The organism is Mucilaginibacter gossypiicola (assembly GCF_900110105.1).
In the GTDB taxonomy this organism is placed as follows: domain Bacteria; phylum Bacteroidota; class Bacteroidia; order Sphingobacteriales; family Sphingobacteriaceae; genus Mucilaginibacter; species Mucilaginibacter gossypiicola.
Genome location: NZ_FOCL01000004.1, coordinates 713,874 through 728,095 on the forward strand (window position 1 = coordinate 713,874; position 14,222 = coordinate 728,095).

At 41.7% G+C, this 14,222-nt stretch carries 13 protein-coding genes and 1 other RNA gene; 5 read left to right on the forward strand and 9 right to left on the reverse strand.

What is annotated here, in order from left to right; genetic code table 11:
* Nucleotides 1-39 precede the first annotated feature (39 nt).
* From argC to BMX50_RS16645, 9 genes are all read right to left on the reverse strand, one after another.
* A complete protein-coding gene (gene argC / locus BMX50_RS16605) occupies nucleotides 40-1,038 on the reverse strand; it encodes an N-acetyl-gamma-glutamyl-phosphate reductase (RefSeq protein WP_091211650.1) in 999 nt (332 codons plus the stop codon).
* Nucleotides 1,016-1,369 (reverse strand): cupin domain-containing protein, encoded by a 354-nt coding sequence (locus BMX50_RS16610; protein ID WP_091211651.1) that lies wholly within the window; start codon nucleotides 1,367-1,369, stop codon nucleotides 1,016-1,018. Before BMX50_RS16610 ends, argC begins: the two co-directional genes overlap by 23 nt.
* Nucleotides 1,362-2,555 carry an argininosuccinate synthase gene (gene argG / locus BMX50_RS16615; RefSeq protein ID WP_091211652.1) on the reverse strand — a complete coding sequence of 398 codons (1,194 nt, stop codon included), beginning with the start codon at nucleotides 2,553-2,555 and terminating at the stop codon, nucleotides 1,362-1,364. The genes BMX50_RS16610 and argG overlap by 8 nt, the downstream gene beginning before the upstream one ends.
* A gap of 58 nt (nucleotides 2,556-2,613) precedes the next feature.
* Nucleotides 2,614-2,976 (reverse strand): four helix bundle protein, encoded by a 363-nt coding sequence (locus BMX50_RS16620; RefSeq protein ID WP_091211653.1) that lies wholly within the window; start codon nucleotides 2,974-2,976, stop codon nucleotides 2,614-2,616.
* Nucleotides 2,977-3,025: 49 nt separating this feature from the next.
* On the reverse strand, nucleotides 3,026-3,670 hold the full coding sequence (locus BMX50_RS16625; protein ID WP_091211654.1) for an N-acetyltransferase: 645 nt from the start codon (nucleotides 3,668-3,670) through the stop codon (nucleotides 3,026-3,028).
* A 434-nt stretch (nucleotides 3,671-4,104) separates the two neighbouring features.
* Nucleotides 4,105-5,061 carry a YpdA family putative bacillithiol disulfide reductase gene (locus BMX50_RS16630; RefSeq protein ID WP_091211655.1) on the reverse strand — a complete coding sequence of 319 codons (957 nt, stop codon included), beginning with the start codon at nucleotides 5,059-5,061 and terminating at the stop codon, nucleotides 4,105-4,107.
* Nucleotides 5,062-5,147: 86 nt separating this feature from the next.
* An RNA gene (ffs, locus tag BMX50_RS16635) (signal recognition particle sRNA small type) lies at nucleotides 5,148-5,246 on the reverse strand.
* Nucleotides 5,247-5,290: 44 nt separating this feature from the next.
* The gene (locus BMX50_RS16640) at nucleotides 5,291-5,920 is read right to left on the reverse strand and encodes a 2'-5' RNA ligase family protein (RefSeq protein ID WP_091211656.1); all 630 of its coding nucleotides are present in this window, start codon (nucleotides 5,918-5,920) and stop codon (nucleotides 5,291-5,293) included.
* Between the two features lie 12 nt (nucleotides 5,921-5,932).
* Nucleotides 5,933-6,553: a 2'-5' RNA ligase family protein gene (locus BMX50_RS16645; protein ID WP_091211657.1), complete on the reverse strand. Its 621-nt coding sequence runs from the start codon at nucleotides 6,551-6,553 to the stop codon at nucleotides 5,933-5,935.
* A 76-nt stretch (nucleotides 6,554-6,629) separates the two neighbouring features.
* Here BMX50_RS16645 and dinB point away from each other — a divergent pair, with 76 nt between their 5' ends.
* The 5 genes from dinB (at nucleotide 6,630) to BMX50_RS16670 (ending at nucleotide 13,992) form a co-directional block, all read left to right on the forward strand.
* Nucleotides 6,630-7,814 (forward strand): DNA polymerase IV, encoded by a 1,185-nt coding sequence (gene dinB / locus BMX50_RS16650; protein ID WP_091211658.1) that lies wholly within the window; start codon nucleotides 6,630-6,632, stop codon nucleotides 7,812-7,814.
* A 488-nt stretch (nucleotides 7,815-8,302) separates the two neighbouring features.
* Entirely contained in the window at nucleotides 8,303-9,517 is a 1,215-nt protein-coding gene (locus BMX50_RS16655; protein WP_091211856.1) for an acyltransferase family protein, read from the forward strand.
* An 18-nt stretch (nucleotides 9,518-9,535) separates the two neighbouring features.
* Complete coding sequence (locus BMX50_RS16660) at nucleotides 9,536-10,579, forward strand: sensor histidine kinase (protein WP_091211659.1); 1,044 nt, start codon at nucleotides 9,536-9,538, stop codon at nucleotides 10,577-10,579.
* A gap of 3 nt (nucleotides 10,580-10,582) precedes the next feature.
* Complete coding sequence (locus BMX50_RS16665) at nucleotides 10,583-11,281, forward strand: LytR/AlgR family response regulator transcription factor (RefSeq protein ID WP_091211660.1); 699 nt, start codon at nucleotides 10,583-10,585, stop codon at nucleotides 11,279-11,281.
* Nucleotides 11,282-11,385: 104 nt separating this feature from the next.
* Nucleotides 11,386-13,992: a BamA/TamA family outer membrane protein gene (locus BMX50_RS16670; RefSeq protein ID WP_244281012.1), complete on the forward strand. Its 2,607-nt coding sequence runs from the start codon at nucleotides 11,386-11,388 to the stop codon at nucleotides 13,990-13,992.
* Nucleotides 13,993-14,222: the final 230 nt, after the last annotated feature.

A 14,222-nucleotide genomic window follows, 5' to 3' on the forward strand; every position in this document is an offset into this window, starting at 1 on the left:
ATTAATAACAGAACTTTCGGGATTCGGCGAGCAGCTTAATTAAAAGCCGATCGCCTTAAGTCGTAAGCCTGCGCGCTCGTCCAGTCCGAACAATAAGTTCATGTTTTGCACTGCCTGGCCTGATGCGCCTTTAAGTAAGTTATCCATTATGCTGATAATGAATATTTTGTTATCGTGTTTTTTTACCTGGATAAAGCATTTGTTAGTATTAACAATCTGCTTTAAGTCAATATTACGGTTGGTTACATGCGTAAACGGATGACCATCGTAATAGCTTTGGTAAAGTGCTAAAGCTTCTTCTTCGCTTAAATCACTTTCGGTATAAATTGACGCAATAATGCCGCGGGTAAAATCGCCACGGTAAGGTATAAAATTAATAGCCTTATCAAAGCCGGCTTGTAACTGCCTTAATGACTGGCCAATTTCATTCAAATGCTGGTGACTAAAAGCTTTATAAACCGATAGGTTGTCATTACGCCAGGTAAAGTGCGAGGTAGGCGATAGGCTTTGACCTGCACCTGTAGAACCTGTTGTAGCAGTAACGTGTACTTCATTATTTAGCAATCCTTTTGACGCCAAAGGAAGCAGTCCTAATTGCAAACAGGTAGCAAAGCACCCCGGGTTAGCAATATTAGCAGCCGTTTTAATAGCTTCACGGTTTAATTCAGGTAAGCCATAAACAAAGTTTTTACCGTTTAAGGTTGAGTTTTGATTAAGCCTGAAATCCTGGCTCAAGTCAATGATCTTAACCGAATCGGGGATAGCGTTTGCTTCCAGAAACTTTTTGGCGTCGCCATGACCAACACAAAGGAAAAGTACGTCAACATCGGTAGAAAGTTCGGCAGCAAATTTCAGATCGGTATCGCCAAACAAGTCGGTATGTACCTCGTAAACATAGTTACCCGCGTTGCTATTGCTATGAGCAAAAGCTATCTCCACGTTAGGGTGGTTGATCAGGATCCGCAACATTTCGCCGCCGGTGTATCCTGCTCCGCCAACTATACCTGCACGTACCTTATTTGATTTCAATTCTGTCATTGTTTGTAGATGGATATGAATATAAAATAAACTCGAGGTCGCTCCGGTCGTTATTGCTGATGAAATGCTTTTGACCCGGATGTATCTCGATACCCTGTTCGGGCTTCAATACCGTAACCTCGCCGTCTATCGAAAAGGTAGCACGCCCTTTCAAAATAAAAAATACCTGTGTAGCTTTCTCGTGATAGTGCAATTGTTCGGCAGTATCAGGTGGCATTAACTCCTGCTTAACGGACAAAGCTTCAGTATCAATGAAAGTCCATCCGTGGCAGTCGTCACCCCAGTTATAATGCTTTAGGCATTCACCTTTTGAAAAAACTGTATTAATCATTTTGGCCGTTAACCTTGTGATAGATCATTACCTGGTTACCAAATATTTTGGAGAACCCTTTAACGTCTTCGCCGCTCCATGCATTGTTCATTTCGCCGTAGCTGCCAAATTTGTTCGACATCAGATCATAAGGTGATTCAATACCAATTACCTGGAAGCGATATGGATGTAGTTGAACAAATACTTTACCGGTAACATTTTTCTGTGTATCGGTTAAGAAAGCTTCGATATTGCGCATGATCGGGTCATGGAACTGACCTTCATGCAACCAGTTGCCGTAGAAAGATGATAACTGATCTTTCCATGAAAGCTGCCATTTGGTCAACACGTGTTTCTCTAATGTATGGTGAGCTTTAATAATAACCATAGGGGCAGCAGCTTCAAAACCTACACGACCTTTAATACCGATGATAGTATCGCCAACGTGAATATCGCGACCGATGCCATAAGGCTGTGCGATAGCTTGCAATGCCTGGATAGCTTTGGTTGGATGATCATATTTTTCATGATCGATGGCTACTAACTCGCCTTTTTCAAAAGTAAGCACAAGATCTTTTACTTCAGATTCGGTAACCTGTGTAGGCCATGCTTCTTCTGGTAGGCCAAGGTTTGAAGTTAAAGTTTCTTTGCCTCCAACTGATGTACCCCAGATACCTTTGTTAATTGAGTATTTAGCCTTCTCGAAGTTCATATCAACACCATGTTTTTTCAGGTATTCGATCTCTTCCTCGCGGCTCAGCTTCAGGTCGCGGATAGGGGTGATGATCTTTACTTCTGGGACAAGGATATTGAAGATCATATCGAAACGCACCTGGTCATTACCTGCACCGGTACTACCATGGGCAACAAACTCGGCACCAATTTCTTTAGCATAGTTAGCAATAGCTGTGGCCTGGCTTACGCGCTCGGCACTTACAGATAGCGGGTAGGTATTGTTTTTTAATACGTTGCCGTAAATTAAAAAGCGTACGCAGGTATTGTAAAAGTTTTCGGTTTCGTCAACCACATGGTGCGAAGTAACGCCCATTTTATAGGCACGTTCTTCAACGCCTTTTAATTCTTCCTCGCTGAAACCGCCAGTATTTACAATAACCGAATGAACCTCATAACCAAGATCCTGTGTTAAATAAATACAGCAAAATGAGGTGTCTAAACCTCCGCTATAAGCTAATACTACTTTTTTCATTTTTTAAGGTTAAAGGCGAAAGGTTAAAGGTAAAAGGTTTCGCCTTGTACGTTTTATATTAATTATCGCTTCTCAAAAATTTAATAAACCCAATTAACATCGCTTTCACTTCGTTAATCGAGGTGTTTGTTCTATCGTAAATTTCAGTTGGAATAAATCCCAGATCATAAATCAGATAAACAGTATATTCTACTTCATGTGCAGACCCCAAAGCGTTGTCCAGGTAATGGGTGAAATCTTTATCAGTATTTTTACCACATCCCTCAACTATATTTAAAGGGATAGAATAAGTGGATCTACGTAATTGATTGGTTAAGGCAAATTGTTCTTCACGAGGCATTATGGGCAGTATATCAGCATACACTTGCTTTGTGAGCAAATGCGCCTTTTTCCAAACATCAAGTTTCTTGTAATCTCTCATTATGGTGCAGCTACCTTTAACCTTTCGCCTTTAACCTTTTACCTAATCCCTAAACATCGTGCTTGATGCGTTTTTTAATCGCATTCTCGATACGTTCGAGCAAGGTTGCCTTATGTGTAATGCGTTGCATTTTTTCTTCGTACTCCTTTTGTTTTTCAGCCGGATCAAACAACATCGCTGTACACATACAGTTTTTACGGTTTTTGCTGGTCAGGATATCAAAGTTTACGCAGCTTTTGCAGCCTGCCCAAAAGTTTTCATCCTGGGTAAGTTCAGAGTAGGTAACCGGTTCATAGCCAAGCTCTGAGTTGATTTTCATTACTGCTAAGCCTGTTGTTAACCCGAATATTTTGGCATCAGGGTATTTGGTGCGCGATAGCTGGAAAATGCGATGTTTAATAGCTTTTGCCAATCCCGCCTTACGGAATTGAGGGTTAACAATAAGGCCCGAGTTGGCAACAAAGTCGCCATGGCTCCAGGTTTCAATATAGCAGAAACCGGCCCAGGTACCGTCTTTATGAAGGGCTATAACAGCTTTACCTTCAAGCATTTTATTAGCAACATATTCAGGTGAGCGTGTGGCTATACCGGTACCGCGTGCTTTAGCCGATTCGGCCATTTCATCACATATCATGGTAGCATAATCTACATGCTGTGCAGTAGCAACCTGAATATCAAAATCTTGTATTGTCATTTAAATAGATAATTACCGTGAAATTAATTGGCCTTTTAAAGCCTTAAATAATTAGATGGTTTTTTTAAAAAGACGTTTAAAAAACTCTTTTTGTGTGGGCAGGAGGAAAATTAATTCAAACCCGTGGCATGTAGGTCCTTCGTCGGAGAGGGCAGTTTAAAAAAACAGTTGAACCCAAGGCAGCAGCAACCGGAGCAAAACTTGCTCTTGTAGCGGGCTTATTTAAGCTTGGTATATTCATTTTTTTATTGAATTACTGTGTTTTTAATTTCGCTGCAAAATAGGCTATAAAATTTTATTTATACAAGAAAAAAATGCGATTATTTGTTGGTTGGTGAATGGTTGATTGGGTTGATTGCGTGAGTAGTTTGATTTTCTTTCTAAATATTTGATTTACATGCAGAACCATTCACCCAATCAACCTAATCACCCATTCACTTTTTTTCAAGAATATCAGTAATAATCATATCTGCATGGATACGCGAATTTTCAATGAACCAAAGGTGGGTATCCAGGCCTCCGCAAACGACTCCGGCAAGGTATAAACCGGGCATGTTTGTTTCCATGGTTTCGGGGTTGTATTGAGGGATAAATTTATCTTCAGAAAGGGTGATGCCAAGCTTTTTCAAAAACTCAAAATTGGGTTTGTAGCCCGTCATAGCCATTACAAAATCATTTGGGATGGTAATTAGTCCATCCGGTGTTTTGATATCGACTTCATTTTCACGAATAGCTTCGAGGTTTGAGTTGAAATAAGCTTTAATACTTCCTTCTTTAATACGGTTAATGATATCCGGCCGTACCCAATATTTAACCCGGTTGCTTACCTCGCTGCCGCGGATCACCAGTGTTACCTCGGCCCCCTTGCGGTAAGTTTCAAGTGCCACGTCAATTGCTGAATTGCTTGAGCCCACAACCACCACTTTTTGCAGTGTGTAATAATGCGGGTCCTGGTAGTAATGTTTTACTTTTGGTAGGTTTTCGCCAGGGATATCAAGGTTAACTGCAATATCATAAAACCCGGTTGAAAGGATCACTTTTTTTGCCTGATACGTCGCCTTTTTTGTGGTGATGGTATAATAGCCATCTTCGGGCTTCACTTCGGTAACTTCCTCAAAAAGATGAATAGGCAGGTTATTAGACAATGCTACCCGGCGGTAATACTCCAAAGCATCATTACGGGTAGGTTTATTATGTACGGTAACGAAAGGAACGCCGCCAATCTCCAACTTCTCGGATGTGGAGAAGAAAGTCATGGTAGCAGGGTAGTTGTATAAGGAGTTTACAAGGGTGCCTTTTTCAACAATTACAAAACTTAAACCGGCTTTTTGAGCGGCAAGTCCGCAAGTTAAACCTATCGGGCCACCACCAATAATGAATATATCGAGCATTTATGTACTATTAAGAATTTAAAGAAATCATGAACCAGTGTCGGCTCGGGGCATGTTTGCCAGTGCGGCAAAAATAAGAAAATAAAAAAGGGTAAGCTACTTTTATCGCGCCGCTCAACTCTCTACCCTTGCTGTGTTCCCACCCTGGGGGAGTTCAAGAGGAGCTGGCCGTAAAAGACTTACCCCGGCGCAAATATAGAAAAAGGTAGCGTTTATGATTAAGAAAATGTTAAAAAAGGCTTATCTGTTGATTTATAGAGGGATAATTTTTAATTTGCCTCGTTATAGCCAGATTATCGTGCTTCATTAACGTGTTTTCATCGCCCATAAATTCAAATTCACGGTAAGTTTTGGCGTGCTGGTCCAGATTCAGCAGTAGATTTTTCAAAATTGTAAGCCGGTTAACAACAAATTTTACTTTCATTTCCCTTTTTTGAAAGTGCGGCCAAAGCAGGTTAAATTGCTCAGGCGTTATAGCTCTTGCAATAGTAATATGAGGTATGGTACTGCTATCGCCAACAATGCCCTTTAATAGTTTGAGCCAGTATCTATTTTGTTCGGTGAGTTTAAGCCTGGCAAAAATGGTTTTGTTATAGTCGTTGCTTTCATTAAAGCAATCAAACCCATCTATTTCAAAAACAACCGGGGGCAGTAAATTAAGTTTCCGGCTTAAAAACGAGAAACCCTGAACATCTACATCCAGTGGCTTGCGCGGATAATTATTTATAGTTATGTGCGACCTGGCATGCATACTGGGATAATTGCCAATAACACGTTTTGCTTCGGTTTTTAATTTGCGGATCATGACATCAACATGATCGGGTACCGGGAGGATAAAGTGATAAAATGCGTAGTCCATGATTGTTAAATTTTAAATAAATAAATTGATCTGATCAGGATCGCCGGTTTTGAGCAATTCCAACTCATCGCGGGTATAACCCGGGCCGGTCATGTTTTTAAATTCAAAAATTTTAAACTTATCCCATTTGGCAAAGGAGTCAAGTGTATCGCGTTTCAATATGGTAAGTTCCTTAATCCAAAAAGGCTCCACCAATTTTTTATGCTTAAAATGGGGCCACAGTGTGTCAAAATCTCTTTCCGGGATATCGCGCACAACGGTTATATGAGGGATGATATTCTTTTTGATCCGTAACTTCTTCTTTAAAGTGTCAAACCACTCACCAGCAGCAGGCGTCGGGCGGATGGTTGCGTAAATTGTCATACGGCTATGTAAATGAGTAAAATGAGCAAAGCCGTCCATGTGCAGCAATACGGGTGGCATGGTATTAAGAGCCTGTTCCGTCAAGTCGAGGTTTTTATCGGCCATAAAGGGCTTTTGCCTTTCAAGGTGCTGTATGGATATATGAGCAGGCGAATCCATGCTTTTAAAATTTCCGATAAGCCTTGCCGATGCTTTTTTGTAGCGCGCAATCTCGTGCTTCACCGTTTCAGGAGGTGATAACAACAGCAGGTAATCCACATATATACTCATTTGGCTAATAATTTCTTTTACTTTAAATTTGCTAAAAAAATTAGCAAAATATCAAATTTATTTTCATTTTTGTTGTGTGGAAGCTAAACGGCATATTGTACATATCGACCTCGACTCGTTTTTCGTTTCGGTTGAGCGTAAGTTTCATCCAGAGCTTATCGGTAAGCCGGTGATTATAGGTGGTTCGCCCGAAAGGGGAGTGGTGGCTTCATGCAGTTATGAGGCGAGGGCTTTTGGGGTACATTCGGCTATGCCTACAAAAAAAGCGTTGCAGCTTTGCCCGCATGCTATCCTTATCCGTGGTTCTCATGGGCGATATGGGGAGGCTTCACGTGAGGTTACACAGATCATTCATGATACGGTGCCCTTGTACCAAAAAACGTCGGTTGATGAGTTTTATATTGATTATACCGGCATGGATCGTTTTTATGATTGCTATCACGAAGCAAGCAAGCTAAGGCAGAAGATCATCAAAGAAACCGGTCTGCCTATTTCATTTGGCATGGCATCCGGCAAAACGATAGCTAAAATGGCTACCAATCAGGCCAAGCCTAACGGACAAATGTTTGTAAAACATGGTGATGAACTCAAATTTTTGGCACCCCTAAACATCGGTAAGATACCCGGTTTAGGCGAAAGCACGCGCAATAAGCTGTACCAGTACGGTATTGAAAAGATAGGGGATCTACAGCGTACCAATATCCGTTTCCTCGAAACAGTTTTCGGAAAATACGGGCATTCACTTTGGGAAAAAGCCAACGGTATTGATCATGGCGAAATTGTTGCGTATTCCGACAGGAAATCCATCAGTACAGAGCATACTTTTCATACCAACGTATCTGATCCGCGTACTCTTGAAACTACGCTGGTGTCCATGACCGAAGAGTTATCGTCCAAATTGCGGAGGGAAAATAAGCTTTCGTCGTGCCTGGCTATTAAATTACGTTATGGTAATTTTGAAACGCATACCCAACAGCAAAAAATAGCGCTCACAGCAGCAGAACACATCCTGATCCCCGGGGTAAAGAACCTGCTTAAAATGGCCTGGGACCAGCACCGACCGATCAGGTTGATAGGTGTTAGGTTAAGTGATCTATGTACTGGCAGCTACCAGATCAACTTGTTTGAAGATAATGAAGAACGCATCAAACTTTACCAGGCCATGGATCAGATCAACTTTAAGTTTGGCGATAAAACCGTTTGCAGAGCGGCAGGTATGGAGATTGGAACCAGGAATTTTAATCCGTTTATGCGGGGTTGACCGTTGATTATTTTTGATTGCGTTGATTTCGCTGATGCTTGTTTAGTTAAGAAAAGCAGGGGATTGTGTGATTCCCCTGGGAGGGTGTAGGGAGGGGGCATCGCCAGGCTTATTCGCTTTAATAGTGTAAAAAACCTCTGCCAATGCATATCCGCTCTGTGTAACTACGAGATTGCTTCGTCGTTCCTCCTCGCAATGACATGATCTTTTTGAGCTTGTTGCCGGTATTAAGCCTGTGGTCGGTGTTTTCACCGCACCACATTTTTGAGCTTGTGAAGTCTTTGTACTGTTACCTAATTAATGATGCAGTGAAAACACCGATCATAAGCTGAATCTCCCCCGCAGGGGAGAGTTTTTCTTTAAGCCCTCCCTTCCGGGGAGGGTTGGGTGGGGCTGATTCAACCAATGGTCAAAGGTTTTTTACCGTTGGTCAAAGTAATTTTATGGGGCGAAGAGCAGTGGCTTCTTTTGATAAAAAAGAAGAAATCATGGAAACCACACAACGTCAAACTTACCTCGATTGGTTGAGAATCTTATCCATATTGGGAGTGTTATTTTTTCATTCGGCGATGCCTTTTGTTGCTGAGGATGGCTGGCATATCAAAAACCATGAAACCAGCAACCTGATGATGGAATCAAATCACTTTTTGCACCTTTTTCGCATGCCGCTGCTCTTTTTTATTTCAGGTACCGTGAGTTACTACATGATGCAGCGGCGTTCTACACTCAGTTTCATCGGCTTGCGTTTCCGCCGTCTTTTTATTCCGCTTTTGGTGGGTATGTTCATCATTGTGCCACCACAGATCTATATGGAACGATTAGCCAATGGCTACAAAGGCTCGTTCCTGGATTTTTATCCCAGTACATTTAACTTTCAGCCTTATCCCAAAGGCAATTTCAGTTGGCACCACCTTTGGTTTATAGCTTACCTGTTTATTTATGACCTGATCTTCGCACCCTTATTCGCCTGGATGATCTCGCCCAAAAGCAACGGCTTTAAACAAAAGCTTGCAGTTTTGGCTAAAGGAAAATGGGTTTATTTATTGATGTTGCCGGGCATCCTGTGGTTTGCCTTTACCAGTTGGGACCTGCCCGAAACCAACGACCTGATCCACGACGGCAGTTATTTTGTTTACTGGCTATTATTTTTGCTTGCAGGCTTTATCTGTATCCTTCAGCCTAAACTAATGGACAGCCTTGAACGAAATCGTCGTTTTGCCTTAACCACCGGTTTTTTAAGCCTGATGACATGGGAAGTAATGCGCTGGAATGGCATCGAACCATTGCATGCCCACTGGCCTTTTCAAAATGTAGCGTTTTCGTATGCCTTTACCGCTTTACGGCCAATGATTGCCTGGGGATGGGTGTTGGCACTGGTGGGTTATGGCAAGCATTATTTTAACCGCAGTCATAAAGTACTTAATTATTTAAACCAGGCGGTATATCCGTTTTACATATTGCATCAAACGGTTATTGTATTGGTTGTATATTACATTGTACAGGTGCAAAATGAAAGCATCCTATCCAAATATATTTATACTGTTGGGATTACTTTTTTTGTAACTGTGCTTACCTATCATTTACTGATACGACCTTATGCGCTGACCCGGTTTTTATTCGGTATGAAACCAAAAGAGAAAACCAGTGCCGTACCGAAGCCGGAGATATTGGAGATAAAACCTGAACCTGTTCTTTCTGTCTGAAATTTGTAATTTGCTGATATGAAATTTTTTCGGAAATATATTTTCCCGGCAGTATATGGTCTATTGGTATATTTTACGATCAGGTTGTTACATGATACTGATGTTGGCCAGCATTTTTGGAAAAGGGATTTTTATGTCAATGGCATTGAAATGGCCTGTTCCATATTGGTTGGTTATTTGGCCATCTATCTTTTTGAATTGCTTTTCAGGTACTATGACAAACACTGGGCAGGACAGCTATCCTATCGGGATGTAGCGCGTGAGCTGGCCATATTGGTGGGCGTAAACCTTGTGTTGGTAAATGTAGTATTTGTTCCGATGGATATGGCCCTGCACGTAACTCAGGGGATAAGGGAGCTAATGCCCTGGGCCGATGTGGCCGATATTAATATGATACCAACTTTGTATGCTATTGTTTATTATGGTATTGCACGTAGCAGCACCTGGCTAAAGGCATATGTAAACAATAAGATGCAGTTGGAAAAACTCACCAACGATCAGCTGGAAACCGAGTTGAAGTTTTTAAAAGCGCAATATCATCCGCATTTTTTGTTCAATGCTTTGAATACTATATATTTTCAAATGGATGACGATGTTCCCGGGGCAAAAAAAAGCACCGAGTTGTTATCGAGTTTATTACGTTATCAGCTTTATGACCAGCACCAACAAGTGCCGGTAAAACAGGAGCTGGAATATCTTGAAAACTATATCCGGTTACAGCAAATAAGGGCAAGTAGCAAAATGCAGCTTAGCGTTCAATTTGACGGATGTTTAACAGATCAGTTGATTTACCCGCTGCTTTTGCTGCCCTTGGTCGAAAATGCTTTTAAATACATAGGTGGAGATTATAAAATAATTATAGATGGGGGCATCACCGACAGTAAATTTGTTTTTAAAGTTTATAATGATGTACCGGTGAATATGAAAGCCCCCGATAATTATAGCGGTATTGGATTGGAGAATTTAAGCCGGAGGCTGCAATTACTTTACCCGGATAAACATCAGTTAACTGCGGGTCGCGAAGGCGATCATTATACAGCAATACTTCAATTAGAAATTTAAATAATGGCCTTAATCAGTTGCATTATTACCGACGATGAACCCTTTGCCCGCAAAGGACTGGAGGGTTACGTAAATAAAGCCGGCTTTTTTGACCTGAAAGCCCAATGCGAAGACGCTATGGAACTGGGTGCCTTGCTGGCCCAAGAGCCGGTTGATCTGCTGTTCCTGGATATTCAGATGCCGCACTTAACCGGTGTTGAGTTTATCCGTTCGCTGCCCAATCCGCCAAAAGTGATCTTCACCACCGCTTTTAAAGAATATGCTACCGATGGTTTTGACCTGGATGTGCTCGACTATCTGCTTAAACCTATTCCTTTTGAGCGTTTTATGAAAGCAGCCTTTAAAGCCAAGGATTACTTTGATTTAAGAAATAACGCAGGTACCGTCGATTACCTGTTTGTTAAATGTAACGGTAAGCTCGAAAAGATAATTTTTGATGACGTGCTCTTCATCAAAGGCATGGAAAACTATGTCGAGATTTACACCCCGGCGCGTAAGATCATAACCCACAGCACTCTGCGGGCCTTTGCCGAAAAATTGCCTTCGCGTAAATTCATGCAAACGCATAAATCATACATTGTTGCCAATAATAAAGTTACATCGATAGAAGGGAATATGCTGAATATTGGCACGTTTGAAGTACCGATTAGCAGGCAGCTTAAAGATCAGGTAATGCATGCGCTGATTAATCAGTCCAGGTAGTTTGGAATGATGAATGATGCGGTAATTCGGTATGGTCTTGTGTTTTTTAGCGTGATTTCCCTGTGTATAATTAAAACTATTTTGTAATATGCATTATTCTACTGATGCATTACTTACAAAACCTCATGGGCGGCAAAAAACTGTTCAACGCTTTATCCTTTTTTTTAACGGCAGGCTTGTGCTTCGCCGTCAATAGTTCATATGCCCAAATTCATGGCGATAGTGTTAAACTGGCTATCGAGCCATCTTATAATAATGTAAGCGGTACCCATCAATTTTTTCTGGGCGATAATTACCGTAAACTCTGGGCTGCACAGGTTACGCTGCCTGTATTTCATCTTACTACAGAAAAAGGTGGCCTCAAAATATTACAAAGGGGCGGGGGCAAGCAAACCAAATCATTGCGTCTGCAGGATCCTACAGGGCAGCAATGGGTACTGCGTACTATTCAGAAATATCCCGAAAAAGGCCTGCCTGTTGATTTAAGGCCTACGGTAGCTAAAGATATCCTGCAAGACCAGGTATCTGCCGCGCATCCTTTTTCGGCGCTTACGGTACCTCCGCTGGCCGAAGCATTAGGCGTTCCGCATTCAAACCCCAAAATTGTTTATGTACCGGATGATCCTGCTTTTGGGGAGTATCAAAAAGACTTTGCTAACCAGGTGTTTTTGTTTGAAGAACGCGAGCCGCTTGATGCCGAAAAAACCGATAATACCGAAAAGGTACAGCGCAAACTACAGGATGATAATGATAACCGGGTTGATCAGAAGACAGTACTCCGTGCCCGCCTGCTTGATATGCTTTTAGGCGATTGGGACAGGCATGAAGACCAATGGCGCTGGGAAAAGATCGATGGCAAACATGAAACCGTTTATGAACCTGTTCCGCGCGACCGTGACCAGGTGTATTACAAAACATCAGGAGTGTTGCCCTGGATCGTGGCACATCAATGGCTTAAATCAAAATTTCAGGGTTACAGTGATGAGATCAGAGATATCAATGGCTGGAATTTTAACGCCCGTTATTTTGACCGGTATTTCCTCAACCAGTTGAGCGAAGATGATTGGAAAGAACAGATAGCCTATGTACAAAGCAAATTGACCGATGACCTGATCAAAAAATCAGTGCATTTGATGCCCGATACTATTTACAAACTTTCGGGCCCGGAGATCATCAGCAAAATGATTGGGCGGCGTAATATCCTGCAGAAGCAGGCGCTTGAGTATTATAAATTTCTATCCATATACGTAGATGTTCCGGCAAGTGACAAAACGGACAAGTTCACTGTAGCACACGAAGCTAATGGCGATATTACACTTACCATAAATAAGATAAAGAAAGACGGCAGCGTAGATAAAGTAACCTACCAGCGTACTTTTAAGCCGGATGTTACCAAAGAGATAAGGATGTATGGCTTTGATGGCGACGACTTTTTTAACGTTGCAGGTTCAACACCATCGCCTATAATTGTGCGGATGATAGGCGGGGAGGGCATGGACACCTTTGCTGTTGACAGTGGTTTAAATAATAGGGGCAGAACTTATATATACGACCGTTCGGATGAGAAAAATGTATTGCCTCCTTCATCGCTGGCTAAAAATCGTACATCAACAGACACCGCGGTAAATAGCTATGATAAAACCGCTTTTAAGTTTGACCGGTTTGAGCCTATTATTTTAGCTAATTACAGCAATGATATTGGTATTTTACTGATAGGTGGGTTCTCGTACGAGCGGCACGGCTTTCGTAAAGAGCCCTACGCTTTTAGAGAAGAGTTTTTGACCAATTATTCGCTGGAACGTAAATCATTTTTGTTTACCTATACCGCCGACTGGAAAAAAGCCATCGGCGAAAATGACCTGAAGATCAACCTGCTTTCGCGCGGGCCAAGCAACCTGAGTAACTTCTTCGGGATTGGTAATAATACTGTTTTTGAAAATGAAGGTGACAGGAAGATCTCCTACTATCGTAACCGCTATGATTATGTTACAGGCGATGTTTCCCTGCACCGCGATTTTGGGAAGTTGCATGTAAGTGCCGGCATTGCAGGCCAGTTTTATAACAGCAAGGCATCCAACAATACCGAAAGGTTTTTGAATGGCTATAATGCGGCTTTCCCTAATGAGGAAGTTTTTGGAACCAAAGTTTACGGAGGTTTAACAGCCAACGCAACGGTGGATACCCGGAATAAACTGATAATTCCAACCCAGGGTATTTTATGGACAACCACTGTAAGCGGCTTTAGTGGAGGTGGCTCAGGTAGTCATAATACTTATGGACAAGTTTTGTCAGAGTTTAGCTTTTATCTAAACCCCGACAAGGATTCGGTATTGGTAATCGCCAACCGCACGGGTTTAGGCACTACTGTAGGGAATGCTGCATATTTTCAGCAAATGAAACTTGGCGGGGCACAAAACTTCCGGGGCTTTCATACCAACAGGTTTACTGGTAAAACAATCGCTTATAATAACCTCGAGTTACGATTAAAGGTTATGGATTTCACATCGTACCTTTTGCCAGGTTCATTTGGTTTGATAGGTTTTAATGATGTAGGCAGGGTATGGGTTCCCGGCGAATCGTCAGACAGATGGCATGACGGTTATGGTGGTGGCTTATATATTATCCCTGCTCAGTTGGTGCTGATAGAGGCTGTTATGGGTTTTTCAAAAGAAGGGTCATTACCTTATATATCTATCGGGTTTAGGTTTTAGGTATAAAAACTGGTTGGCATGTTCAAAGCTTTCAGCTTTAGTTTTTATGAGAAAGTAGTTCTGATAATTAATCAACACATCCCGCTTTTTTGGTGGCATTTTTTTGTCAGTGCCTGTTTTCCGGTTTTAAACTTTAGTCCAAAAACTTCAAAAACAACAAAAAATTATCAAAAAACAAAAGAGGTAAACTGTTTTTTGAAATACCTGTTTTTTATTCTTGAAAGCTTTAT